We start from the raw sequence: 26,474 nt of genomic DNA on the forward strand, positions 1-26,474 counted from the left end.
AGCTTGGGAGGAAATATAAGTGAATATTATTATCGCTGGTTGTGGTAAAGTAGGTTCTACTTTAGCAGCAACCTTGAATGAAGAAGGTCATGACATCACGTTAATTGATCAGCGTGCTGAGATATTAGAACAAGTATGTAATGACATTGATGTAATGGGTGTGGTTGGTAATGCAGGAAGTTATACAATTCAGGAAGAGGCTGGAGTTGAGAATGCAGATTTGTTTATTGCAGTTACCAATTATGATGAATTGAATCTCTTATGCTGTGTAATGGCTAAGAAAGGTCGTAATCTAAATACAATTGCTCGTGTTCGTAATCCTATTTATAAGAGAGAAGCAGGATTCATTAAGGATGCGATTGGTTTATCAATGATTATTAATCCAGAGTTTACTGCTGCCATGGAGATTGCAAGATTATTACGTTTTCCATCAGCATCAAAAATTGATACGTTTGCGAAAGGAAAAGCAGAACTTCTGCAATATGTAATTAATGCAGATTCACCTTTGATTAATTTACAGATTGCACATCTGACAAAACAAGTAACAACGGAGTTTTTGATTTGTGCCATTGAACGTGGTGAAGAAGTTATTATTCCTGATGGAAATGCAGTTCTACGTGAAAACGATAAGATTTATATTGTTGGTACACCTGAAAATACTACAAAACTTTTCAGAAAAATCGGTGCTCAAAGAAAACCAGTAAAGAGAACAATGATTGCTGGTGGTAGTACAATCGGATATTATTTATCAAAGCAATTATTGGAAATGGGAATTGAAACAACAATTATTGAAAAAAACAAAGAACGTTGTGAAGAACTTAGTTCCCTGTTGCCGAAAGCAAATATTGTATTTGCGGATGCAACTGAGCAGGACTTATTGATTGAGGAAGGTTTGGATGATGCAGATGCATTTGTTTCTTTAACCAATATGGATGAAGAAAACATTATGTTGTCAATGTATGCACAGAATGTAACCAAAGATATTAAGCTGATTACTAAAGTCAAACGTTCAACATTTGACAACATTATTGATTCATTGCCTTTGGGAAGTATAATATCACCAAAGTTAATTACTTCTTATACGATTATTCGTTATGTACGCTCCCTACAGAATTCAATGGGAAGTAATGTGGAAACGTTATATCGAATTGTAAACGATAAAGCAGAAGCCTTAGAATTTAAAGTGTGTGATAATTGTAAGGTAATAAATATACCATTGATTGATTTACCAACAAAAGATAATTTATTAATTTGTTGTATTAATCGAAATGGAAAGATTATCATCCCTCGTGGTAACGATATGTTACACCCTGGTGATACAGTAATTGTAGTTACTAGTAATCGTGGGTTAGACGATATTGAAGATATTTTGAAGTAGAGGGATAACAATATGAATTTTTCAATGATTAAGTATATCCTTGGATGGGTATTACGACTGGAAGCTGTCTGTATGGGGCTTCCTTTAATTACTGCTGTTATTTATCAGGAAGAAAGTGGATTTGCTTTTCTGATTACATTAGCAGTAGCAGGAGTTGTGGGTTTTCTTTGTTCTTACAAAAAGCCAAAGAATCGTACTTTTCGTTTAAGAGATGGGTTTGTAGCGGTTGCCCTTAGTTGGATATTACTAAGTGTAGTTGGTGCTATGCCCTTTGTAATCAGTGGTGAAATCCCCCACTTCTATGATGCATTATTTGAAATTGTATCAGGATTCACAACAACTGGTGCAAGTGTCGTGAAAGATGTTGATGCATTATCGAAATGTATGGTCTTCTGGAGAAGTTTCACGCACTGGATTGGTGGTATGGGAGTACTTGTATTTGTCCTTGCTATCATTCCTATGGAAAACAATAGTTCTGGAACAACCATGCATTTAATGCGTGCGGAGAGTCCTGGTCCTACTGTTGGTAAACTAGTTCCAAGAATCAAGCAAACCGCTAAAATTTTATATGGTATTTATATTGCAATGACAATTATTTTAATTGTTTTACTTATTGTTGGTGGAATGCCAATCTTTGATTCTCTAACAATGGCGTTTGGTACCGCAGGTACTGGGGGATTTGCAATTTCAAATGCAGGTGCTGGAGTCTACGCTCCCCACTTACAAATTATTCTGACAATCTTTATGATTTTATTTGGAGTTAACTTCAACCTGTACTATTTATTATTACTAAAAAAGTTTAAAGACTTTCTTCGTTCAGAAGAACTTCGTGCTTACTTAGCAATTATAACTATAGCGATTATTCTTATTACAATTAATATTATCGGTCAGGTTGGCGATCTTGGAACTGCACTATTACAAAGTTCTTTCCAAGTTGGATCAATTATAACAACTACTGGTTATGCAACTACTGATTTTAACTTATGGCCACAGTTTTCTAAAATGATTTTATTATTCTTAATGTTTGTTGGAGCCTGTGCTGGAAGTACTGGTGGTGGATTTAAAGTTTCAAGACTTACAATTTTAGTAAAGAATACAATCAACGAAATTAAATCATTTGTTCACCCTCGTAGTGTTCGAGTAGTGAAGATGGATGGTAAAAAAGTGGAACGTGAAGTAATTCAGTCCATTAGTTCTTATCTGGTAATCTATTTAATTATTATGGTATTATCGGTTCTGTTTATTTCACTTGATGGGTTTGATGCATTAACCAACTTTAGTGCCGTAAGTGCAACATTCAATAATATTGGTCCAGGTTTAGGTGAAGTTGGTCCAATGAGCAGTTTTGCTGATTATTCTATCATGTCCAAAGGTATCTTAACCTTTGATATGTTGGCAGGAAGACTGGAATTAATCCCAATGCTATTGTTGTTCTCACCTAGTGTTTGGAAAAAATAAAGCCGTGAAAATTTTTCACAGCTTTTTCTTTCGGTTAAATTGTAGGTATTTTAATACAGCAACAATCGTTTTCCCGTCTTTAATTTCATTATTATCAATCATTTCCAAAATGTTATCCATTGGAAGAATAATTGTATCTGCAAACTCTCCAGTATCTAAACACTTTTGTTTGTAAACACATTTTCTTGCAAGAACCATATGAATAACTTCTGTACTATAGGCAACTGTTGGATATAAATATCCTAGATATTCACAATCATCACTTACATATCCGGTTTCTTCTACCAATTCTCTTAATCCACTTTCAATGTAACTTTCCCCTGTCTCCTGTTTACCACCAGCAAGTTCATACAGTATTTCATCAGAGGGATAACGATATTGCTTCACTAAGATTACTTGTTCATTTTCATCTAGTGCCAATACGCATACACCACCATTGTTATGAACAACTTCGCGTTTTGAGGTTGAACCATCACAAAGTTCAACTTCATCTACATCAACTTGTATGATTTTTCCATCATAAACTACGTTGTGTACTAATGTCTTCTCTTTCATCCAACTCCTCCATAAATAAAACTAATATATCGTGTAGTAATAAAATCCCTTGTTCATTTAAGGTTAAATAAGTATCGATTGATTTTACATAGCCTTTGTCTTGAATTGTAGCTATTGTGTTTGGAAATAATTCAGTAAAAGATTTCTGAAACAGTGATTCAAAACGTTTTATATCAAAACCTTTTATCAACCTGAAATTCATCATCAGAAACTCAACTATCTCATCTTTTAATGTTAATTCCTCTGTTTCTTGTGAGTAAGTGTCTAAAATATAGTCATTTACACTACCAGTGATCGCGTATCGCTGATGAAGTTCTTTTCCACTTGCGCCAACACCAATACCATAGAAATCTTCGTAATGCCAATAGACTTGGTTGTGAAGTGATTCTCTATTTTCTTTCGCATAGTTGGCAACTTCATACTGATGAAATCCTCCTGATTCCAGTAATTTTTTTCCTATTTCATACATTTCGGCTTCTATCTGATTCTCAATTGAATCAACACCACGCTGATAGAAAACACTTCCTGGTTCTATTGTTAGTGAATAAATAGATACATGTTGGATGTAAGGGTCTTGAATCACCTGCTGTAATGTTTCTCTCCATACTTCAATCGTTTGTTCTTTAAATCCATAGATTAAATCTACAGAGATGTTTTCAATATACTTATGAACTAACTTAATCTTTTCAGGTATTTCTTCAACTGTATGTTTTCGGTTCATGTACGCAAGTAGCGTATCATCGTAGGATTGCACACCTAATGATATACGATTTATACCGTATCGCTTTAATAGAGCCAGTTTCTCGCTTGTTATAGACTCCAAGTTAGACTCAATTGTATATTCTTCAACAGCTCCTGTATAAGGCTCTAATAACTCTAAGAGTTTCTCTAACTGTTCTAATGATAGAGCTGTCGGTGTCCCTCCACCAATATAAATCGTCTGTAAAGAAAATTTGATATCTTTCTTCAAGATATCCCTCTTAATTGCTTCTAACCATTGATCAACGATTTCCTTTTGATATACACTTCGTTTAAAATCACAGTAGTGACAGATTGTGTTACAGAAAGGTACGTGTAAATATAATGCTTTTGTCATAGTAATAGTATACCTCATTTTATAAATTTGTATACTTATCATTTCTAAGAAAAAGAAGAAGTCTTGACAACTTCTCCTTAACTACATATTTATTATTTTATTTGATCCAAAATCATTGGATCTTTAATTTTCGTATCATTCGCCAACAATACCACTTTACTAACAATTTCCGCAGTTCGTGGATCTTCATCCAAGAACGGTAAGAACAGTTTTCCACGATGTTGCGATTGAACCGCAAGAATATTGATACTTCCTTTTGCCTGCATCTGTACCTGTCCACTACCCAAGTGAATGTTATATTCGCCATAATGACCTTTTACTTTCGCAAACTTCTCACTGAACGTCACATTATCAATCTTCATAAGACGTAATGTTTCTTCAACTAGTACTCTTCTCATTTCAATTGTTGAATGACTCGCTTCTGGATCCACTCCACCAACATGAGCAACCGATACTACCAAGTCAACATCTCTCATTGTTTCCGAAAATAGAATTGGATCAATCGTATCAAAACTTACATGCTCTCTTGTTTTTCGATCAAAGAATTCTACTGTTTCTAATGTAGGTGCTTCTGTATCTGCAGGTGAGAACCAATCTGCCATTGCATACATTCTTGATATTATATTATGTTTGAAATCAACTTTTTGAAGTCCTTCTTCATAATACACATTCCAACCTCTGGTTTTCAATAACGCAACTGTCTTCTGAGGTTGAATCTGATGACCAGCATATCTTCTGGATACTGTATTACTTTCTTTCTCGTCTGCATTTACAGTATACAACTCTCTAAATACTTGTTTAAAAGGTTGAACAATTCCCTCTTCAAAAATATATTTCTGATAATCTGACCACACATTATGTATCATTAAATCATAGGGATGTACTACATACAATAAATCTTTATCATTCAGAATCATATTCTCTTTCTTATCATTAACAAATTCATTACCTCTGATAAAACCAAACTTATCACCACTAATAAATACCAGTTTTTTCATAATAGCATTAATAACTGGATGATGAGTAAAAGCAACTACATCCTCATACACAAATGACGTACGACCTATCATTGCATTTTCAAAACTTTCCCTTGCACGTTTGTATTGGTCTTTTAAAGATTTTCGTACTTCTGTTAATTCTAAAATATATTTATCTTTCTTTAATTTAGGTGGAACACTCTTTAGTTGTTTTCCATCGCTCATAACAAGAATCGAAGCACTACCTTCTTCATCAATTTCTAAAGCAACTTCATATGTACCTATTTGCTTTGTTTCAAAGTATTTACTAATTGTTTCTAACTTCGCACATTCCATTCGCCAAGAGAAGATATTTGTATCATCATAACCTAAGTTCTGTGCAAGATTGATAAGCGCAATATGACTTGCTTTCTTTTCGCTTTCTCTTCGTTGTGCTCCAAATTCTTTACTTTGTTTTAAGAACTTATGAATAAACTCATAACGTTTCAACGCTTCACCTTCCAGATTTCTTCCTAAAGGGATTAATCCATACGACAGTAATTTATCTTTATTACGTTTGTCCATAATCTCTTTTTCAAGACTTCTTGCTTTTAGTTTATTTTGAACAGCCTCCACAAACAATTGGGCACGACGATGCGAACTTCCTCCACTAATGTATTTAGCACTCTTAAAGAATAACTCAAAACGTTTCTTCCCTAGCATCTTATAAGTGTTTGTATACCAGTTAATATCAAACGCTCCATCTTGGAAATCAACTCTAGAGATTGGCGAGAATGTTGCAACTTCACTTTCGTATTCAACTGATACACTATCATTGGAATGTGCATGGAAGTACCAGACAGCACTTTTTATTCCATCCCACCCTAAATAGTTTTCTAAATAATCAGACCATGCTGGTGCATACATAATTGCTTCAATTAATCTTTGATCACTTATTACACCTTTTACTGACTTATTGAAGTATTCCTGTGTGTCCGTTTCAGCGGGATAACAAGACTTTAACAAAGAAGATAATACTTCTTTCTTCGTATTGGTACTACCATAGGTATAACCACGAGTAAAACTTTCTTTACCTAAAGCAACCAACAGATTCACAAAATGATCAATTCCATAATGCACACGTATCGCTTTTGCCATTGCACTTACATCGGTGGCACTATCTCCACGTTTCATTTCAATTTCAATTACACGATTAACTACATTTGCTGTTACTTCTTCTAGGATTGGATATCGCTTAAAATGTTCCTTCGCAAATCTTGATTCCTTATTTGAATAATTTCTCATCTTTTGAACTGGATCCACTTTAAAGAATGTTCGATATAACTCATTTACAGGAAGAACCTTTTCTTCAACCGCTCTTGTAATATCTAGCACATCTAAACCAATATATACATAATCTTGTAAACTAGCTAACTTATAACTTAATGCAACTGACTTTTTAAAATTATCTGCATCTTTATGAGTATTCCCTTTAATATTAATAAAGAAATTAATTTCTGCAGCACTCAACAGTTGTAGTTCAGAGGCAGAATATCTAAATTTACTCATATCTTTGATGTTTTCAATAAAAATATCCTGGTCTCCATAACGAGCTATAAAGTCCGATAATATATTTGAAGATATTGTAAATATTTCATTATCAATTTTTAAGTTTGTATACTTCACAATCATATTTGATGCAAGTTCACGATATGGAATATCTTTATATAATTCATAATACTCATTAAAGTCTTCAGTATTAAAAATTTCATTGAATAACTTTGTATATTTTTCATAATAAGAAGGATTATACATTCCAGTGTTTGTGTTACCAATACGATTTAAATACCTTACTCTCAATAACTCCATTGGTTGAAGATTATGTTCAATAATCAACGCTTCTACTTTATCACTCAATACATAATCTTCAAATGGAGCATCATTATTATTTATCTTTCCTTTATCAAAAGGAATTCGCCATTGGTTTCCACTACCAAAAACAACTTGATCACGACTTCCATTATAGTATTGGATATCGTATTCATAATCTTTATGTTCATCAATAAACTTACTAAAAATTGTTAGGATTTCAATCAAGCGTTTTACTGGAACTTTCACAAACTCGTCAATCGTTTTGGTGTCGTCATAAACGAAATCAAAAGTAGGACGATATTCAGGATCAAACAAGCCATAACCATTTTCTTTGGTATATTCATCTTCTGCATCTTCTTCATTTAATTGGTTAATTAAAATCAACTCTTCTTGAGTCGGCTTTTCAATTAGAGCAATACTATCCTGAATAAAGGATTCATTACATTCATCTTGTTTACTCATCTTCATTAATAAATCAAGTGCAGCTAAACGTTTAGTAACTAATTTATCCTTCACAAGTGTACCAATAATCATTTCTTGACGTTTTGTTTCCTGTTCAGCAATTAATTCTATAATTGTCTGTCTGATTCCACCTGTCTTCAATCGTAATAATTCACTGATTCTTAAAATTTCTTCATCAGTCAATGCAACATCTTTTAATTCGTTAATCGCAGTTTCCCTAACTGGACCACTTTTATCATCAAGGTACGCTAATAGGTCTTGCTTATCCTTCTCATCACTTGCATCTAATATATAACGAATAATATTGATTCTTACATTTGAGTCAGTAGTACTAGCCAACTCAATCATTTTATCAACATTATCATTTGTTTTGTTTAAGATACATAAAAACAACATCGAACGCAATAGTTCTTCACGATGCAAAGAAAACGCTGTCCAAGGAAATGGTTTCCCTAAAATATGGTATCCATCTTTCGCAATAGTAGTTACTTTTTCTGCATATACATCAAACAATTGTTGTCGTTTGTTCTGATCATGGATAATTAGATTATCCTCTACAGATTGCTTTACTTCTTGCTTTTTACGATTATATAAATTCGCATTAGAAACAACAACACATCTGGATAGATATGCAAAGACATCTAAATCTTCTTCATCAATATAATCAATCACTGCTGTTGTCGTCATTGAAGGTGCACGTAACTGATTAAGGAAATATGCAGCAATCAGTTTCTGATGCTTATTTCCTTTTAGATATACATTCACTAATTCCAGTGCATCTACTGCTTCATATACACCAGTAGCCCATAAAGATAAATACAATTCCAATGTGTGGTTTGTATCTAATACTACATTGCGTTTGCTTTCATCATTTAAATATTCATCAATTAATTCAATTACTTTTTTTATTTCACGTTTGTTGTCAGTGTCATATCCAAACCCAATCCATGTATTGATTGCTCTCATGCACGATGTAAAACGTGTTAAATCTAAATCTATGATTGTTTTCACTACCTGTTTAAAGTAATCAATGGTCCCTGAATCTGCAGCTTCTAATACCATCTGACGAACTCCCTCTTGAAGTTTCGCTGCTGCTAATAGATTCATTACATCATTATATAAATCCGTATTTGTACTTTTACTGATTCCCCTTAACATAACATGCGTAAAAGATATTGTGTTTGTTTCACTGTTAATAATATCTTTTAATGTTTGAATAACTTCATTATTATCATTATCAATATGTTGAGCAATCATTGCCTCAATAACAAATTGTGATGGTTTGTAGTAGTCATAACGATTGCTTTCAGAATCATTTAAGAAACTCATGATATTAAAATCATCATAGTTAAAATAGATCGCCATCGCAAAATCTAGTACGCGTTCTTTTAAATAAATAGGATATTTGGTATGTAATGATCTTCTAAACAATCCATTCTGATATGAGTATTCATCCAAACGTAAAAACATTTGTTTGAAAATTGGTTGCATATCTTTATGTAACGCAACTTCATAAACTTGCTGTATGTGTTGTTTATACACTTCATTCAAACTTAAATTATCAATTTGAATGTGTTCAAAAAAAAGACGTTTACTTGTTTCAAAATCCTGACGTTTATTAATCTTTACAATTAACTCAAGTAACTGCTTTGTTTTTTTATCACTTTTTACTGTTAATAACTTCTCACTTAATTCCTGTGTATACTTTATATTCTTCTTTTTCAATTCGCTGCTCACTGGTCCCTCCTTCTACCACATTCTTCCCACTAACATAACCATTTTAATAAACGTTACATTGGCATGTGGTTGCAAACTGTAAACACTGTCATATTCAACTTCTTCTTCATCTACGAAAACTCTTATGATTCCATCCTTAAATGCAAGCAATGCATTTTCAATTGCTTCATCTTTGTCTTGTTGATTTTCATTCTTTCGATCTTGAAATCCAACTTTTCCAGTATGGGCAATATCATCTATTTCTTCTTTACTAAGGTATTGAAATAGTTTTTTATCGGTTTGCATTTCATTATATGCATCTACGTTATCACTTACAATCTGTGATATAAGTTCATTAATATTACTGATTTGATTCACTTCAACTAGTTGTTGATCAATAAACTTTTTACGCTTACTGCTAGATTTAACACTTAATACAATTTCAACTTTACTCAATTTCTTCTCCTTTCATAATGATTTCCTATGAATTTATTATATAGTATTTAGTTTCATTAATCATTAGAATTAGTATCTCAACAATTAAAATAAATTTAGTTACTATTTTATAATTATCAGTTCCACTTCATTCACTCACACTATAAGACAGTTTCCATTCTTGTTTCGTTCTCTTATAATTCAATTTTTTGATAAAAAAAACAACCATTACGGTTGTTCTCTTAAAATTTAAAATGTTTTTCTTAAATAGTAATCATCCATCACAAATCCATTGTCAATATCATTCACAACACTATCAAAGATTTCAAATCCCATCTTTTTATATTTTGCGATTGTAGTTGCATTGTCTTTGTTGCAGGTTAACCATATTGAATGGCAGCCTCGCTCTTTGCATAATAACTGTAAGTATTTTAGCGCAAACGATGCATATCCTTTACCTCGAACACTTTTGTGTAAATATAGTTTACTTAAGAATGTCTCTTCTTCATTGAAGACTACTGCCATATATCCAACCAGTTGTCCTTCTTCAACAATCTTGTAGTAAGTATAACCTTCCTTTAATATCTGATTTGTAATTGCTGTTTCTGATTGGAATTTATCAACCATATAAGCAACTTGATCTTCACCAATAATTGGTGTGAAATGTTCTTCCCATATTTCTTTTGCCAAACTAGCAACTGAAGCAACATCAATATCTTTTACCATTGTAATTTCAATCATTATTCTTCCTCCATTGATAGTACAGCCATAAATGCCTCTTGTGGCACTTCTACTGATCCAACTGATTTCATTCGTTTCTTTCCTTCTTTTTGCTTTTCAAGAAGTTTCTTCTTACGACTGATATCTCCTCCATAACATTTCGCAAGTACATTCTTACGTAATGATTTGATATTTGTACGAGCAATAATCTTTCCACCAATTGCAGCTTGAATCGGAATCTCAAACTGATGTTTTGGAATTAAGGTTTTTAGTTTTTCCGTAATTGCTTTTCCACGTGGGTAAGCAAAGTCACGATGAACAATTACACTTAGTGCATCGACAATTTCTCCATTTAATAGAATATCCATTTTTGAAAGTCTTGATGTTTGATAACCAATAAGTTCGTAATCTAAGGAAGCATATCCTTTACTTAGTGATTTCAGACGATCAAAGAAATCAAATACGATTTCTCCTAAAGGAAGTTCATAAATCATATTCATTCTAGTATCATCAATATAAATCATATCTTTGTATTGACCACGTTTCTTCTGACATAATTCCATAATTGGTCCTACATATTCATTTGGCACCATGATAGATGCTTTCACAAATGGTTCTTCAATATGATCAATCTTTTGTGGATCTGGAAGTAATGAAGGGTTATCTACCAATACTTTGCTTCCATCAGTTAAATAAGCATGATACACAACACTTGGTGCTGTTGCAATCATTGGAATATTGTATTCACGTTCAATACGTTCCTGAATAACATCCATATGTAATAAACCTAAGAAACCACAACGAAATCCAAATCCTAGTGCTTGTGATGTTTCAGGTTCAAACTGTAATGCTGCATCATTTAATTGTAATTTTTCAAGTGCTTCTCTTAAATCATTGTATTTCGCATTATCAATTGGATATAGACCACAATAAACCATTGGATTCATTACACGATACCCTACTAGTGGTTCTTTCGCTGGGTTTGCAACCGTTGTAATCGTATCACCAACGCGAACATCCTTGATTGATTTCATCGCTGCACTAATCCAACCAACTTCCCCACATACAAGTTCATCTTTCTTAACTTCTTTGGGATTACGAATCCCAACTTCTAATACCTCATACTCAGCTCCGGAAGCCATAAAGCGAATAGTATCTCCAACCTTAATTCTTCCTTCTTTTACACTAATATATGCTATAACACCACGATACGCATCATATAATGAATCAAACACAAGTGCTTCTAATGGTTTATTGATATCACCTTTTGGTGCAGGAATATACTTTACAACTGCTTCTAGTACATCTTCTACATTCAAACCACTCTTCGCACTAATCATTGGCGCATAAGATGCATCAAGTCCAATCACTTCTTCAATCTCGTGTTTTACCTCATCTGCTCTTGCACTTGGTAAGTCTATTTTATTAATAACAGGTAGAATTTCCAAGTCATTGTCCAAAGCTAAGTATACATTAGCCAAGGTTTGTGCCTCTATTCCCTGTGCAGCATCTACAACCAGTACTGCACCATCACACGCTGCTAGCGAACGCGATACTTCATAAGTGAAATCGACATGACCTGGTGTGTCAATCAAATGAAAGACGTAGTCTTCTCCATCTTTGCTGTGGTAGTTTAACTGTACAGCATTTAGCTTGATGGTAATTCCCCTTTCCCTTTCTAAATCCATACTGTCAAGCAACTGTGATTTCATTTCACGTTGTTGAACGGTATCGGTTAACTCTAATATTCTGTCAGCCAAAGTTGATTTACCATGATCAATATGGGCAATAATAGAGAAATTACGAATATTTTTTTGTTTCATAGCAAATCTCCTCATCTATTCTTTAAATAATTGTACTTGTTGTTTACTGATACGAAGGAATGGTTGATATGCAATACATGCAAATACAAAACAAGATCCTCCTTGTACTAGATTTCCTTGAACGGCAGGTAATACAGCAATGAAATCACCAATTAAGATGACATCTGTGATGTAATATCCACCAATCATAATCAAAGCTCCAGCCAGAAAAGCAACAATACGTATCTTCTTTGGTAAAGCATGAAATAAATAAGCAGCAATTAAACCCTCTGCTCCTTTAATAATCAACGTAAAAATTGCGTATTGCGAATATCCGAGATATACATCCGCTAGTGCACTACCAACGCCACCAATAAAGGCAGCTGCTGCTGGATTCACAATCGTTGCAAACAACAAAATCATACTGTCACCAAAATTAACATATCCCATTGCAGGGATTGGCAAAACAATAAATACTGTTAATAAGAATGTTAGTGCAGCTCCAAAGCCACAAATTACAATTTTACGTATACTCATACTATTCTCCCCCTATTATCCTCGACTTGTTTCCGTTGATAAACTCACTTGCTGAACATTTCTTCTTACCTTCCAGCTGCACTTCACACAATTGTACAACTCCACCATGGCATGATAAGAATAATTGTTTGTCTTCTACAAACAGTTCACCAATTGGAATATCACGTTTTATTTCACTTAGTTTAACTCCATGTATTTTCAACTTTTTATCATGAAAGTAAATATAGCCTACAGGCCATGGAATCAAACCTCTTATATGATTATAAACATCTTTATACGATTTGTCTAAATCTATTTTTTCTTCTTCTTTTGAAATATTATATGCGAAACTAACATTTGCCTCATCTTGCTTTGTAAAGACTGCTTTTCCTTCTACTAATAAGTCAATCGCTTCAATGATTGCCTGAGCTCCAATGACCATTAATTTATCATACAAAGACCCTGCAGTATCATTCACATCAATTACCACTTCTTTTTGAAGCATATAGTCTCCTGCATCCATCTTATTTACCATTCTCATAATTGATACACCAGTCTTTTCTTCGCCATAAATAATTGACTTATGAATTGGTGCTCCACCACGTAATTTTGGAAGCAAAGAAGCATGCACATTCAAACTGCCATACTCTGGTGCATTTAGTAATGCTTCAGGTATCATTTGTCCATAAGCACAAGTTACAATCAAATCAGGCTTATAAGCTAAAATGCCATCATAATCTTCTCTAATTTTAATTGGTTGAATTACATCAATGTTATGTTCAATTGCCAACTTCTTTGTTGGTGTTTCTTGAATGATTTGTTTTCGTCCAACTTTTTTATCTGGTTGTGATACAACAGCAATTACTTCATGTCTAGAATCGATCAAACTTTGAAGAATTGAACATGCAAATTCCGGTGTACCCATAAATACTATTTTTAAACTTTTCATATAATCACTCCAATGTATTTAATTATACTCATTAATATATGAAAAGTAAAAGATTTAATATTGATTTTTTATGTTGGGTTTGTTATAATTTGTTGGCACATGAAAATTAGGAGGTGTAAGTATGCCTAACATTAAATCACAAAAGAAACGTGTTATCACTAATGATAAAAGACATTTAGCAAATGCTTCTCAAAAAACTAGATTAAAATCTGCAATCAAAGCAGTTAAGACAGCTGTAGAAGCAAACGATAAAGATGCTGCACAAACTGCATATAGTGTTGCTAGCAAACACTTAGATAAAGCAGTTTCTAGTAATATCTACCACAAGAATTACGCAGCAAGACAAAAATCACGTTTAGCAAAAGCTATCAACACAATTGCTTAGTATATAAGTGGGAAAGAAAAAATCTACAGAAGTAGATTTTTATTTTGCTTTGATGACAATCCTTTAGGGATTGTTTTTTTTATGTGCAATACTTAATTAGGAATGTTTCAAATCCAAGATTCTTATCAACCAGTCCCATCTTAATTCTTTGATCTAATGTAGCAAGTTCATTCAGTATCTTTTGAATTTGACCTAAGTCACGTCGGTATACCTGTTCCAGTGTTTTCTCCACTCGATATGGATGTGCACCTAACTCCCTAGCAATTTCTTGTTTCCCCATTCGCATATTTGATAATGTTTTCACCTGTGAAAGAAAACGAAACTGTGTTGCAAGCATCGCAATCAATGTAATGACTTCTACATTTACTTTCTTAAAATCATTAACATAAGTAAAACAACGTTTAACATTCTGTTCTATGATTGCCTGCGATAACAAGAATACATTATCTTCTACTGGTTTCGTAATTAATTGTTCTACTACTTCAATCGTTACTGTATCTTGGTATGTTTCTAACTTTGCCAGTTCCTGCATAATTCGATTCAAATCAAAACCACAACGTTGATAGAAAGCACTTAATGCCTGTCTGTCAATTTGAATATTACGTTTTTTTAATTGTTGAGTCACGAAATTGTTTCTATCAAATTCATTTAGTGCAGAAAACACAAAATCCTTACATAATTTTTTTATTTCCTTTACTACTTTCTTTCGTTCATCTTTCTTACCTTCTAACACTAAAATTAAGGTTGTTGATGCAAGTGGTTCTTTAAGATAAGCAATGAGTGCATCTATATCAAACTCATTTGGAGTTGCACTTAAAAATTTACATTGCTCTACAATCACCAATTTATTATCACTAAAAAATGGTAATGTATTGCAATCTGAAATAATCGTCTGTGCATCATGCTTTGTCGCATTATAGACGATTTTATTCATATCATTAATTCCTAAATCTTTTTCAATTTCTTTGATTTTATGATTTAGTAAATATTGTTCTTCACCTGTTAATAAATAGTTCATAATTTCACCTTTATTATTATACCAAATTCATTGCTCATTGTCCTCATAAAAAGTAGATTGTGAAAGTAATAAATTTGTACACTCCCATTTTGTTGTGTATCCAGTACTGTAGTTTCCTGTTTATGTAGATTATCAACTACCTGATCATCAGGATGTCCATAGGAGTTGTTTCTGCCACTGGAGATAATTCCCACCAATGGATCAATAAAATGCAGAAAATCTTTTGTTGTAGCTGAAATAGAACCATGATGAGAGACTTTCAATATATCCACAGGTAGATGTTGATATTCTTCCATAATCGCTTGTTCAAACGGAATACCAGCATCACCAGTAAACAAATAATGAAATCCATAAATCGTTCCATACAAAACAATACTATTTTCATTCTTATCATCAAATTTAGCTTCCGTATTTAAATTGTATAGTTCTATTGAATCAAGTTCTAACATATCAATTTCAGTATATACTTCATCAATCGTTATTAACTCTTTTAAATCATCTAAACTTCCATTATGGTCATAATCATCATGTGTAACAATAAGCATATCTATCTTCTTAATTCCACGTGCTTTTAATACAGGATATATTACTTCCTCTGCTAACTCATATCGAAAGGAACCAGCTACATCTATCATTATCGTTTTTCCAAACATAGGTTCTCGAATCAGAATACAGTCTCCTTGACCTACATCAATAAAGAGAACCTCTCCAAACAGTTGCAGTGAATCCATGTTTTGTTGGTATAGCAATAATAGAACAAAGCATACAATATACTTCTTTTTTAATTCAACTGTTGTTTTTAATAATACAAGAAACCATAATAGCATCCACACTATATTTGGTTTACCAATAAATGTATATAAATCCTGAAAAACCAAAATTAACCATTCATACATACTTATCAAATATACAAAAATTGATGATAGCGGATGAAAAAGAACTGATACAATTGCACATACCATCAACAGCAGATGTACACGTTGAAGAATTGGATAACATAAAAGCATCATGATATTTATTTCATGAAAATGATACAACTGTAGTGGGAGCATAATTGAGCTTGGTAGCAATAATTTTGATAATCGTTTTACTTTGAATAATTGTATTGTATTAAATATAAAAATAGCCATAAAAGAAAACTCTGTAACCACAAAAGGATTCATAAGCAATAAACATATTATGGTAACTCCAAATCGATTCTTAGTGTTTATATGTTTCATCAAAAAATCAATACTTGATCTAAAGAACAAATAACGTATAAAGAAACGTATTGGAAACAAAAATGTATAACCTAACATAACAACGCTTAAAAGTAATGATTTATTTACCTTAATTAATTTATTCATCACTTTCACAAGAAAGCGCAGATGAAAACCGCTTAGAAATAACAGTTCAATATAATTATCATCCTTAATCTGATAGAAAATTTGCAGTAAATAACTTCTTAGTTCATCTTTGTCAATCGATTGAATATATTCAAATAAGAGATTTTTTATACTTCTGTTCTTTGAAAGTATCGTATAGTCATTTACATACATCTGATAATGTATTCCCTTTTTATGACTATAATCCATAAAGTTATAGAGATAAAAGTTCTGAAGTGAATACACTTCTTCATAATTCCCTTCGATTTCTAACACATCACCATATCCAACATTAAACACATTGTAGAGATATACCTGTTCATTATCTGTATCAGCTATTATGTAATTCTGCTTTATATCTATGACCTTTACCACTTCAGATGTAGGTTTGTTTGTTTCTGGTGATAAAAAATGAAAATTAAATATTATTAGTAAAATTAGAATCATCCACCATTGGTTATGAAAGTAAAAGTAATAATATATAAGGCATACAAAAATGATTATAAAATTACCATAGAAATTGGCATTTATAGACATTATGACCATAAACAATGAAACAAGAAAATAGTAATATTTCATTACAATCGAATATAATCTTTCATTTTAAGGTATGTCTTCTCTTTTATTCCAGCTACCTTCTGAATATCTTCGATTGTCTGAAAAGGGCCAAACTCCTCTCGATAATCAATAATCTTTTGTGCTGTGGAAGGTCCAACGCCTGGGATTGAGCATAACTGATCTAAACTAGCCCCATTAATAGATACTTTATTTTGTTCCTGTTTCTTTTCAATAACTATAACATCCTGATTTCGTAAATTCTTAGATTGATTGATTCCAGAAATATCTGCAGTATCAAGTAACCCACCACTTTGGTCAATTAAATCTTTTACTTTCGCATTGTAATCAAGTTCATAAATACCCGGAGTTGTTACTTCTCCTTTAATTTCAACAGTTACACTAGTCCTTTTGAATTGTTTTAAATCAATATATGTATTTTGATTCAGAAATATAAAAACAAATACAAGGACAACAATAAATGACTTCATAATATCACCTACTATTATCTTGTATTTGTTTATAATTAATCCTAAATTTTATTGATCATTTTCATGTTTTTCGTAAGAATCAATAATTTTTTGAACTAGTGGATTTCTTACAACATCAGCACTCGTAAGTTCAACAAATGCAATTTCATCAATATCTCTTAAGATATCTCTGGCACTTACCAATCCAGAATCTTTCTTTTTTATTAAATCAATTTGGGTAATATCACCTGTTACAACAATTTTCGAATTAAATCCCATTCTTGTTAGAAACATTTTCATTTGTGATCTGGTAGAGTTTTGAGCCTCATCTAGAATAATAAAGGCATCATTTAATGTTCTACCACGCATATATGCTAGAGGAGCAATTTCAATAACTCCCTTTTCCATAAGTTTCTCAACCGACTCCGTACCAAGAGCATCATATAAGGCGTCATATAAAGGCGTTAGGTAAGGATCTACCTTTTCCTTCAAATCACCTGGCAGAAACCCTAAATTCTCTCCTGCTTCAACTGCAGGCCTAGTTAGAATGATTTTCTCCACTTCATTTTTCTTCAACATTGAAACTGCATACATAACTGCCAGATAAGTTTTACCAGTACCAGCAACTCCACATGCAAATACAATATCATTCTCTCGCATACTTTTATATAAATAAGATTGACCCAATGTTTTTGGATATATGGTCTTTCCACTTGCTGTTTTATTTACTACTTCCTTATAAAGTCTAGCTAGTCTACTTAACTTACCTTCATCAGCAAGACGGCAGGCATACATAATTTCTCGTTCCTGTACAGAAATCCCATGTTCGTCTGCTTCCATCATATAGTTGATAACTGCTTTTATTTTATTGGCAACTTCTTCATCACTATCCAGTACTGATAAAGTTGAATTGCGATAGATTAATTCTACATTATAATGATCACGTAATACTTGAAGATACTTTTCACTTGGTCCTAACAGTTTACCAACCAACTCGAAAGGTACTTCTTCTAAAGATATATCAATTTTACTATTCATTCAGTTCCCTCTTTCTACTTAATCATTTTACTAAAAAAAAGAAGAAATAGATAGTCCTAGACTTCTATTTCTTCTTCGATTAAATCCATCACTTCTTTAAGACTGGCATAATTTTCATTTGATTTTGGTAATTTTTTTAAAATCGCTTCATATTTACGGTAATTTGCAAACCACATTTGCATAAACACATTATCTTTTTTCATCCTTCTACCAAACAGAATTTCTTTTTTTGTTAATTTTTCATCTTCACTACAATCAAATACAATGATTTGATAATAATGAAGATCAAAGACACAAACTTCTTCCTGAATGTGATAGCGATGCTCACTGATGTATTTACGAATACTCTCTACATCACGATTTGATTGGATAATAATGCGTTTATAATGTTTGATTTTTTCAGGATGATGATCCAATATCATGCGAATTGTTTCATATCCCATACCTGCAATCACAATTGTATCTACATCTTTTGGCAGCTTATCAAGTCCTGCACAATGAATAACATCAATCTGATCTTCTAGCTTATAATATTCTATCGATTTTCTTGCCTGTTTCAGTGGTTCTTCGTTAATATCGCATGCGTACACTTTTTTTGCCTTACCATTCAGCATAAGTGCACAAGATAGTAATGCATGGTCGCATCCGATATCACCAACCACTGCGCCCTCATCAACAAGGTCGTAAATTGCCTTCAAACGTTTACTTAGTTTCATAATTTTATTGCTTGTCCATGAAATCCTTCAACCGTTTAGAACGTGTTGGATGTTTCAGTTTACGTAACGCCTTCGCTTCGATTTGACGAATACGTTCACGAGTTACATTAAACTCTTTTCCAACCTCCTCCAATGTTCTTGTTCTTCCATCATACAATCCAAAACGTAAACGAAGTACTTTCTCTTCACGTTCTGTTAAACCTTGAAGAACCATATTGATTTCATCCTTTAACAATTGATTATTTGCATATTCATCTGGAGATAAAGCATCTTTATCTTCAATGAAATCACCTAGATGCGAATCATCTTCTTCACCAATTGGTGTTTCAAGTGAAACTGGCTCTAGAGCAATTTTTTGAATATCTCTAACCTTTTCAGGTGTAATACCTTCCATTTTTTCAGCTATTTCTTCTGCTGTAGGATCTCTACCTAAATCTTGCACCAACTGACGTTGGATTCTAGTTAATTTATTGATAGTCTCAACCATATGTACCGGAATACGAATGGTACGTGCCTGGTCAGCAATCGCTCTTGTAATTGCCTGACGAATCCACCAAGTTGCATAAGTAGAAAACTTAAATCCTTTTGTATAGTCAAACTTCTCCACTGCTTTTGCCAGACCCATGTTTCCTTCCTGAATTAAATCAAGGAATAACATTCCACGTCCTACATATTTCTTGGCAATCGAAACAACCAAACGAAGGTTGGCAGCGATTAATTTCTTTTTCGCTTCTTCATCACCTTCTTGGATACGTTTCGCGATTTCTGGTTCTTCTTTTGGATCAAGAAGTTCCACACGACCAATTTCTTTTAAGTACATCTTAACTGGGTCATTCACTTTATTTTGTGAAGAAGATGCAAATGATTGTTCAAGTGTTTCCAAATCGGTTAACTCTTTTTTATCATCATCTTCATCATCATCGATTCCTTCTACGTCATCAACATCATCCACATCTTCAATGTCGATAACATCCTTCCCTGAGGTAACCAAACTTTCATCGATTTCTAAATCATCTTCATCGATATCAATTCCATTTTGATTAAACCATTCAAACAAGTCTTCTGTATCATCCTCAGATAAATCTAAATGTTGAATCGATTTATCAATCAAAGATTGTTGAATATGACCTTCCTTTTTGTATTCTTTTAATAGATCTTCTTTTACCTGATCTAAAGATTTTACTTCTTTACTCAGTTTTTTTGCTTTTGCCATATCAATCTCCCCTTTGTCGTCGTAATTTAACTACCTCATCAGCAATCTTCGCCTTCTGGATTGGATCACTAATTTGGTTTGATTGTTTAAGAAGTGTATTGATTTTCTCCGAAATCATACTATTTTTAATTTTCGAAATTGCTTCCTGCATCACTTCTTCATGATAACGAGTAGGAGCTAATTCCCAGTTGGTTATTTCTAAAAGTACTTTCTTTACGTCTTCTTCTTTAATAAACGTTAATAAATCTGCAATAACTATTTCATCATGATTACGATAATAATCAATAATCTGCAGCGCTAAATCATTATACACATTTGTTGGTAAAAAACCAAGATCATGTCGATACAATTCATTTGCCTGTTTGGAAATAAGTAATAATGACAGTATTTGATACTGTGCATTAATAAGACCATTTTTAGGCCTAAAAAGTTCACTTTTTCGTTCATATTGACTTTGCCTGTCTGGGATTTGGGCATCACTCTGCCCCTGGCTTAAATCGAATCCGCTCACTTGTCTTAATTGGTTATAGTAACTGTCTTTCTCAAACTGGTCACTCAACCTGCTTATCTCTTCACCTATTATTTTCGCATATTCTTTCTTTTCTGAATAGTTATTTAAATTAAATTTTTTCATTAAGAAATCAAATAAGAAATCAATCCATGAAATTGTCTTCTTACTTACTTCTCTCAATTCCTCTTTTCCATGTGCTTCAATAATTTCATCCGGATCTAAATTGTGATCGTTTTTTACGATTTCAACACTTAATCCACGCTCCACTGCTAGTTTACCAACCTTATAAGTTGCATCCTGACCAGCTCGATCACCATCATAGAAAATGCATACAGTCGAATTCAAGGACTTTAATAACTTAATTTGCTCACCTGTACATGCTGTACCTAGTGTAGCAACTACATTATCAATTTCTGCTTTGGCAAATGCTATAACATCCATAGCACCTTCCACCACATAAATTTTACCTTGTTTTTTCGCCGAATCTTTTGCACGATGATAATTGAACAGCAGATTACCCTTAATATAAATTGGTGTTTCTGCAGTATTAATATATTTCGCATCAGATGAATCATCAATAACCCTGGCAGTAAAACCAACAGGATTACCAAATCCATCATGGATTGGAATTGTAATTCGATTGAAGAATACATCCTGCATTCCCTGTTGTGATATTCTCACAACATTGGCAGAAACCATATCTTCGTCTTTGTGCTTTTTAGCTTTTAAAAACTCGTATAATCGGTTCTCTTTTGGATTGAATCCAATTGAGAACTTCTTCATGATGTCTTCATGAATCCCACGCTTTGTAAGATATTCATAGTATGGTTTTCCATCAATTGATAGTAATTCATAAGAACTAAATTCAATTGCATCATTCAACACATCATAGAGAGGCTGATATTCTTTGTTCTTGACTTGACTAAAGCTACTTACATCAAAATCAAACGGAAGATTCGATAAATCGGCTACCCGTTTTACTGACTCTAGAAACCCTATGTTTTCAAATCTTTGAACAAACCCAAATGCATTCCCTCCTGCACCACACACAAAGCAGTGAAATATCTGCTTGTCTGATGATACACTCATAGAAGGATTATGATCGTCATGAAAAGGACATACACCGACAAAGTTCTTTCCCTTTTTTGTAAGTGGTACATATTGAGATACAACCTCAACGATATCTGTTCGATTCCGAATATCATTTATTACATTTTCTGGTATTCTAGCCAAATTGACTCACCTCTTAGAATTTTACTTTTTCTTTGATAAAATCGTTTAATTCTGTAATCTTAACTCTTGTTTGATCCATTGTATCACGATCACGAACCGTAACACATTTATCATCTCTAGAATCAAAGTCATAAGTTATACAGAATGGTGTACCGATTTCATCCTGACGTCTATATCTCTTCCCGATACTTCCTGCCTCATCGTAAGTAATGGTAAAGTCACCTGCAAGTTGTGCGAAGATTTCTTTTGATTCTTCAACAAGTTCCTTGCGTAATGGTAAGACACATGCTTTGTATGGTGCAATATAAGGATGTAAATGAAGCACGGTACGTGTATCATTTTCTAACTCCTCAACTTCATACGCATCACACATAACTGCAAGCATCATTCTTTCCACCCCTACGGCTGGTTCAATACAGTATGGAATGTATTTTTCGTTTGTTTGAGGATCTTGATATTCCAAACTTTTTTTAGAAGCATCTTGATGTGCTTTTAAGTCAAAGTCTGTACGATCAGCAATTCCCCATAACTCTCCCCACTGCGCCTTAGCGAATGAGTATTTATATTCAATATCACATGTTCCTTTTGAGTAATGTGACAATTCTTCTTGATCATGTTCTCTTAGACGAAGGTTATCTCTATTGATCCCAATCGATACTAAGAAATTCATACAAAATTCTTTGTAGTATTCATACCATTTTAAATCTTCTCCAGGTTTCACAAAGAATTCCATTTCCATTTGTTCAAATTCTCGTGTTCTGAAAATAAAGTTACCTGGTGTGATTTCATTTCTGAAACTCTTTCCAATTTGTCCAATTCCAAATGGTAATTTCTTACGCATTGTACGTTGTACATTCTTGAAGTTCACAAACATCCCCTGTGCTGTTTCTGGACGTAAGTAAATAGTATTCTTACTGTCTTCCACAACCCCTTGAAATGTTTTAAACATTAAATTAAACTCACGTATATCAGTAAAATCATGAGCCCCACAGTTAGGACAAGCAATCTTGTTGTCATCAATATATGACTTCATTTGCTCTTTGCTCCAACCACTTGGATTTTCTTCTCCATTTGAAAAATTCTCAATCAACTGATCCGCACGAAATCTGGACTTACATTTTTTGCAGTCCATCAATGGATCAGAAAAGCCGCCCACGTGACCAGAAGCTACCCATACTTCCGGATTCATTAAAATTGCACTTTGTATCCCAACATTGTTAGGATCTTCTTGGATAAATTTTTTCCACCAAGCGTTCTTAATGTTGTTTTTTAGTTCGATACCAATTGGTCCAAAGTCCCAAGTATTTGATAATCCACCATAAATCTCACTTCCCTGAAAAACGAATCCTGAGTTTTTCATGTGAGCAACAACTGTATCAAAATTTTTCTCGCTCATAACATCCTCTTTTTCTTTCTACAAACACATACTAAAAAAATACGTACATGTATGTTTAAATATACCATAATTCGCTACTCTATTCAAGGTAGAAACCTCTTATTTATCTATTTATTTTCAGTTTATTTTAATTGGAGGTTTCCATCTAATTCAATATACTTTTTTACTTTAAATTTGAAATATGTTGCAGAAACTTCAAACTTCGCAAGTTAACTCCACTGTATTCCATAAAAAACGCTAAAATATCTTCAATATCCGAATAATTACATGGAGTAATTTCTTCGATTAATGGAAATTGAGTAATATCTGCTTTGTTGAATAATCGAAAGAATTTTAAAACGGAACGATCTTTTTTTATATGCAGATTCTCATTGAAGCATGAAGAACATATAAAGCCTCCATCATTTAATGAAATAGCTGTTAGATGATCCTCTCTTTGACAACGTACACAACCATCCACATATGGATCAATACCACACATCTCACAAATTCTGGCAATATATAAACCTAACAGTGCCATTGGGTTGTCTGTTGTGTCTAAAAAACGTAAAGAAGTTTCCAATAATTCAAAAGACTCTTCCACAATCTCAATATCTATCTTATCCATCGCCTCTACCATAATAGAAGCAATGCTTTGTTTAGTTAAATCTTCTCTGATTTTGCGATAGCTATACTTTAACTCTGCAGTCCTTAAACTTTGCATACTTCTTTGTTCATGAAGATCAAAATGAAAGATGCTTTGTTGAAACAAAGAACAACTATTAGCATTCTTGCTCTTTGGCTTACGAATCCCCCTAGCTACAAATGTCATCTTTCCATAGTCTTTACTAAGAACATTTAAAAGTGCATCCGCATCACGATAATCACTGTTTTTTAAAATGATTACTTCGGTTTTGTTATTCATTATCGTATTCCTTGTATCCTAGCTCACTTAACTTATTTTCTTTGTTACGCCAGTTTTCTTCAATACGAACATATAACTCAAGTGTAACTTTTTTTCCTAATAACTGTTTTAAATCTCTTTGTGCTGCCAAACGAATGTTTTTGATCATTGTTGCCTGTTTACCAATAAGAATCCCCTTTTGTGATTTGCGTTCCACAATAATTAGTGCCTGGATATCAACCCATGTATCGCTTTCATCTTTGGTTTCCACCACAACCGCAACTCCATGTGGAATTTCTTGTCGTGTATAATATAATACTTTCTCACGGATGATTTCTTTGATTCTGAAATCTTCACTGCGATCACTTAGCATATCGGTTGGATAAAACTGAACTCCTTCTTCTAAATAAGAAATCGTTGTGTTTAGTAACTCATCAATATTATTATCCTGCAATGCTGAAATCGGAATAATTTCTTTGAATTCGAACTGGTTTTGCCATTTAATAAGCGTTTCTAAGAGTTCTTCTTTACTTAATAAATCAACTTTATTAACAACTAAAAAGACATTTGTATCTGTGTTACGAATACGTTCCATTAAAAATTCATCGCCACGACCAAATGGTTTTGTTGCATCAATTACCAGGTAAATAACATCTGCATCTTGCATTGAAGAATACACACCTTTATTCATTGATTTACCAAGAGCTGTTTTTGGTTTATGCACTCCTGGTGTATCCACAAATACAATCTGATAGTCTTCCTGATTTAATATACCCAGAATATTATTTCTTGTTGTTTGTGGTTTATCTGATGTAATCGCTAATTTAGTATGCATTAATGTATTTAAAAGTGTACTTTTCCCTGAATTGGGACGTCCTATAATTGCTACAAATCCTGATTTAAAACTCATTTAAAATCCTCCTCAATAACTTCTGTTTACCTTCTTCATTAAAAAGGGCTGAACATTCTGTTCGCCTTCTTATATTATTTTACTACCAATTATCAATATTCCTATTAATAATGCAAAAAAACTTGCTGCAAGTACTACTCCAGCTCCAAAGTCCTTAATATCTCTAACTCGATCATCACACTCAGGATGAATAAAATTCATCATTCTTTCAATCACAGTATTGAACATCTCTGCAACGATTACCATCCCACAGCACATCAACAATACACACCATTCGATTAATGATAAATCAAAGAATGAAAAAAAGACTAATGCCAAAAGCATAATTACTACTTGCACAATCACACTTTTATCTTTTAATGCTAATCCGACTCCTCTAAATGCATAGGAGAACTTAGCCAGTAACTGTTTCATCCAAAATCTCCTTTTGAAGTGAAATCATTACCTTTTCATCTTCTTCCTTCATATGGTCATATCCCAACAAGTGTAAAACACCATGTACAAACAAAAAACATAATTCTCTTTCAAAAGAATGACCATACTCCTGTGCCTGTCGTTTACAAGTATCAATACTGATAAAAATATCTCCCAACTCAATTGCTTCTTCTTCTGGTACTAAAAACGTATCGTCATCTAACAAGGCAAAACTGATAACATCAGTAGCTCTGTCAATATTACGATAGTCTCTGTTAATTTCATGAATCTTTTTATCATCCACAAAAATACACGAAAGAACGATATTGGTTTCTCTTTTTGTGACTTTTATTGCACGCTTCAGCAAACCTTTGAATTGTTGTTCATATTCAAAGGTAAAGTCATATTCATTTACTATATTTAATTCCATGTTCTTATTATATCACAAGAAGA

Annotated in this window: 23 protein-coding genes; 3 read left to right on the forward strand and 20 right to left on the reverse strand. The window is 32.9% G+C overall.

Going from position 1 to position 26,474, the window contains the following annotated elements; all coding sequences use genetic code 11:
* Positions 1–19 precede the first annotated feature (19 nt).
* Positions 20–1,378: a Trk system potassium transporter TrkA gene (trkA, locus tag J2S15_RS18025; RefSeq protein WP_307411058.1), complete on the forward strand. Its 1,359-nt coding sequence runs from the start codon at positions 20–22 to the stop codon at positions 1,376–1,378.
* 12 nt (positions 1,379–1,390) lie between these two features.
* Complete coding sequence (locus tag J2S15_RS18030) at positions 1,391–2,836, forward strand: TrkH family potassium uptake protein (protein ID WP_307411061.1); 1,446 nt, start codon at positions 1,391–1,393, stop codon at positions 2,834–2,836.
* Positions 2,837–2,851: 15 nt separating this feature from the next.
* Here J2S15_RS18030 and J2S15_RS18035 read toward each other — a convergent pair whose 3' ends face one another.
* The 8 genes from J2S15_RS18035 to fmt all read right to left on the reverse strand — a co-directional run bounded on the left by J2S15_RS18035 (position 2,852) and on the right by fmt (position 13,915).
* Complete coding sequence (locus J2S15_RS18035) at positions 2,852–3,391, reverse strand: NUDIX domain-containing protein (RefSeq protein WP_307411064.1); 540 nt, start codon at positions 3,389–3,391, stop codon at positions 2,852–2,854.
* On the reverse strand, positions 3,354–4,487 hold the full coding sequence (hemW, locus tag J2S15_RS18040; RefSeq protein ID WP_307411066.1) for a radical SAM family heme chaperone HemW: 1,134 nt from the start codon (positions 4,485–4,487) through the stop codon (positions 3,354–3,356). Before hemW ends, J2S15_RS18035 begins: the two co-directional genes overlap by 38 nt.
* A gap of 92 nt (positions 4,488–4,579) precedes the next feature.
* Positions 4,580–9,514 carry a DUF4132 domain-containing protein gene (locus J2S15_RS18045; protein ID WP_307411069.1) on the reverse strand — a complete coding sequence of 1,645 codons (4,935 nt, stop codon included), beginning with the start codon at positions 9,512–9,514 and terminating at the stop codon, positions 4,580–4,582.
* A gap of 12 nt (positions 9,515–9,526) precedes the next feature.
* Positions 9,527–9,949, reverse strand: coding sequence for a hypothetical protein (locus J2S15_RS18050; RefSeq protein ID WP_307411072.1), 423 nt, complete (start codon positions 9,947–9,949; stop codon positions 9,527–9,529).
* A 228-nt stretch (positions 9,950–10,177) separates the two neighbouring features.
* Entirely contained in the window at positions 10,178–10,669 is a 492-nt protein-coding gene (locus J2S15_RS18055) for a GNAT family N-acetyltransferase (protein ID WP_307411074.1), read from the reverse strand.
* Positions 10,669–12,471, reverse strand: coding sequence for a translation elongation factor 4 (lepA, locus tag J2S15_RS18060; protein WP_307411078.1), 1,803 nt, complete (start codon positions 12,469–12,471; stop codon positions 10,669–10,671). The genes J2S15_RS18055 and lepA overlap by 1 nt, the downstream gene beginning before the upstream one ends.
* Positions 12,472–12,486: 15 nt before the next feature.
* Positions 12,487–12,987, reverse strand: a complete 501-nt coding sequence (locus J2S15_RS18065) for an ECF transporter S component (RefSeq protein ID WP_307411081.1) — start codon at positions 12,985–12,987, stop codon at positions 12,487–12,489.
* 1 nt (position 12,988) lies between these two features.
* Entirely contained in the window at positions 12,989–13,915 is a 927-nt protein-coding gene (gene fmt / locus J2S15_RS18070; RefSeq protein WP_307411084.1) for a methionyl-tRNA formyltransferase, read from the reverse strand.
* A 121-nt stretch (positions 13,916–14,036) separates the two neighbouring features.
* On the opposite strand from fmt, the gene rpsT reads away from it, so the two are divergent.
* Complete coding sequence (gene rpsT, locus J2S15_RS18075; protein ID WP_307411086.1) at positions 14,037–14,300, forward strand: 30S ribosomal protein S20; 264 nt, start codon at positions 14,037–14,039, stop codon at positions 14,298–14,300.
* Between the two features lie 79 nt (positions 14,301–14,379).
* Here rpsT and holA read toward each other — a convergent pair whose 3' ends face one another.
* The 12 genes from holA to ybeY form a co-directional block, all read right to left on the reverse strand.
* Positions 14,380–15,318 (reverse strand): DNA polymerase III subunit delta, encoded by a 939-nt coding sequence (holA, locus tag J2S15_RS18080; protein ID WP_307411088.1) that lies wholly within the window; start codon positions 15,316–15,318, stop codon positions 14,380–14,382.
* Complete coding sequence (locus tag J2S15_RS18085; RefSeq protein ID WP_307411091.1) at positions 15,315–17,129, reverse strand: ComEC/Rec2 family competence protein; 1,815 nt, start codon at positions 17,127–17,129, stop codon at positions 15,315–15,317. The genes holA and J2S15_RS18085 overlap by 4 nt, the downstream gene beginning before the upstream one ends.
* Positions 17,130–17,260: 131 nt before the next feature.
* Complete coding sequence (locus J2S15_RS18090; RefSeq protein WP_307411093.1) at positions 17,261–17,728, reverse strand: ComEA family DNA-binding protein; 468 nt, start codon at positions 17,726–17,728, stop codon at positions 17,261–17,263.
* A 48-nt stretch (positions 17,729–17,776) separates the two neighbouring features.
* Positions 17,777–18,745, reverse strand: coding sequence for a PhoH family protein (locus J2S15_RS18095; RefSeq protein ID WP_307411096.1), 969 nt, complete (start codon positions 18,743–18,745; stop codon positions 17,777–17,779).
* A gap of 56 nt (positions 18,746–18,801) precedes the next feature.
* Positions 18,802–19,461 (reverse strand): tRNA (adenine(22)-N(1))-methyltransferase, encoded by a 660-nt coding sequence (locus tag J2S15_RS18100; protein WP_307411099.1) that lies wholly within the window; start codon positions 19,459–19,461, stop codon positions 18,802–18,804.
* Between the two features lie 4 nt (positions 19,462–19,465).
* On the reverse strand, positions 19,466–20,674 hold the full coding sequence (gene rpoD / locus J2S15_RS18105; protein ID WP_370872589.1) for an RNA polymerase sigma factor RpoD: 1,209 nt from the start codon (positions 20,672–20,674) through the stop codon (positions 19,466–19,468).
* Position 20,675: 1 nt separating this feature from the next.
* A complete protein-coding gene (gene dnaG, locus J2S15_RS18110) occupies positions 20,676–22,418 on the reverse strand; it encodes a DNA primase (protein WP_307411103.1) in 1,743 nt (580 codons plus the stop codon).
* Between the two features lie 13 nt (positions 22,419–22,431).
* On the reverse strand, positions 22,432–23,814 hold the full coding sequence (locus J2S15_RS18115; protein ID WP_307411105.1) for a glycine--tRNA ligase: 1,383 nt from the start codon (positions 23,812–23,814) through the stop codon (positions 22,432–22,434).
* A gap of 163 nt (positions 23,815–23,977) precedes the next feature.
* Positions 23,978–24,718: a DNA repair protein RecO gene (recO, locus tag J2S15_RS18120; RefSeq protein WP_307411108.1), complete on the reverse strand. Its 741-nt coding sequence runs from the start codon at positions 24,716–24,718 to the stop codon at positions 23,978–23,980.
* Complete coding sequence (gene era, locus J2S15_RS18125) at positions 24,711–25,607, reverse strand: GTPase Era (protein ID WP_307411110.1); 897 nt, start codon at positions 25,605–25,607, stop codon at positions 24,711–24,713. Before era ends, recO begins: the two co-directional genes overlap by 8 nt.
* Before the next feature lie 69 nt (positions 25,608–25,676).
* Positions 25,677–26,021 (reverse strand): diacylglycerol kinase, encoded by a 345-nt coding sequence (locus J2S15_RS18130; protein WP_307411112.1) that lies wholly within the window; start codon positions 26,019–26,021, stop codon positions 25,677–25,679.
* A complete protein-coding gene (gene ybeY / locus J2S15_RS18135) occupies positions 26,002–26,451 on the reverse strand; it encodes an rRNA maturation RNase YbeY (RefSeq protein WP_307411117.1) in 450 nt (149 codons plus the stop codon). The genes J2S15_RS18130 and ybeY overlap by 20 nt, the downstream gene beginning before the upstream one ends.
* Between the last annotated feature and the right edge of the window lie 23 nt (positions 26,452–26,474).

The sequence above is a fragment of the Breznakia pachnodae genome (genome assembly GCF_030814225.1).
GTDB classification, from domain to species: Bacteria; Bacillota_I; Bacilli_A; order Erysipelotrichales; family Erysipelotrichaceae; genus Breznakia; species Breznakia pachnodae.

Excerpts from the sequence above, each read along its gene's own strand:
- J2S15_RS18100 (WP_307411099.1), bottom strand. The coding sequence starts at position 19,461 with ATGAAACTAAGTAAACGTTTGAAGGCAATTTACGACCTTGTTGATGAG.
- J2S15_RS18095 (WP_307411096.1), bottom strand. The coding sequence starts at position 18,745 with ATGAATAGTAAAATTGATATATCTTTAGAAGAAGTACCTTTCGAGTTG.
- hemW (WP_307411066.1), bottom strand. The coding sequence starts at position 4,487 with ATGACAAAAGCATTATATTTACACGTACCTTTCTGTAACACAATCTGT.
- ybeY (WP_307411117.1), bottom strand. The coding sequence starts at position 26,451 with ATGGAATTAAATATAGTAAATGAATATGACTTTACCTTTGAATATGAA.
- fmt (WP_307411084.1), bottom strand. The coding sequence starts at position 13,915 with ATGAAAAGTTTAAAAATAGTATTTATGGGTACACCGGAATTTGCATGT.
- J2S15_RS18055 (WP_307411074.1), bottom strand. The coding sequence starts at position 10,669 with ATGATTGAAATTACAATGGTAAAAGATATTGATGTTGCTTCAGTTGCT.
- J2S15_RS18035 (WP_307411064.1), bottom strand. The coding sequence starts at position 3,391 with ATGAAAGAGAAGACATTAGTACACAACGTAGTTTATGATGGAAAAATC.
- lepA (WP_307411078.1), bottom strand. The coding sequence starts at position 12,471 with ATGAAACAAAAAAATATTCGTAATTTCTCTATTATTGCCCATATTGAT.
- holA (WP_307411088.1), bottom strand. The coding sequence starts at position 15,318 with ATGAACTATTTATTAACAGGTGAAGAACAATATTTACTAAATCATAAA.
- J2S15_RS18065 (WP_307411081.1), bottom strand. The coding sequence starts at position 12,987 with ATGAGTATACGTAAAATTGTAATTTGTGGCTTTGGAGCTGCACTAACA.
- era (WP_307411110.1), bottom strand. The coding sequence starts at position 25,607 with ATGAGTTTTAAATCAGGATTTGTAGCAATTATAGGACGTCCCAATTCA.
- J2S15_RS18030 (WP_307411061.1), top strand. The coding sequence starts at position 1,391 with ATGAATTTTTCAATGATTAAGTATATCCTTGGATGGGTATTACGACTG.
- J2S15_RS18085 (WP_307411091.1), bottom strand. The coding sequence starts at position 17,129 with ATGATTCTAATTTTACTAATAATATTTAATTTTCATTTTTTATCACCA.
- rpoD (WP_370872589.1), bottom strand. The coding sequence starts at position 20,674 with ATGGCAAAAGCAAAAAAACTGAGTAAAGAAGTAAAATCTTTAGATCAG.
- J2S15_RS18115 (WP_307411105.1), bottom strand. The coding sequence starts at position 23,814 with ATGAGCGAGAAAAATTTTGATACAGTTGTTGCTCACATGAAAAACTCA.
- rpsT (WP_307411086.1), top strand. The coding sequence starts at position 14,037 with ATGCCTAACATTAAATCACAAAAGAAACGTGTTATCACTAATGATAAA.
- recO (WP_307411108.1), bottom strand. The coding sequence starts at position 24,718 with ATGAATAACAAAACCGAAGTAATCATTTTAAAAAACAGTGATTATCGT.
- J2S15_RS18130 (WP_307411112.1), bottom strand. The coding sequence starts at position 26,021 with ATGAAACAGTTACTGGCTAAGTTCTCCTATGCATTTAGAGGAGTCGGA.
- J2S15_RS18090 (WP_307411093.1), bottom strand. The coding sequence starts at position 17,728 with ATGAAGTCATTTATTGTTGTCCTTGTATTTGTTTTTATATTTCTGAAT.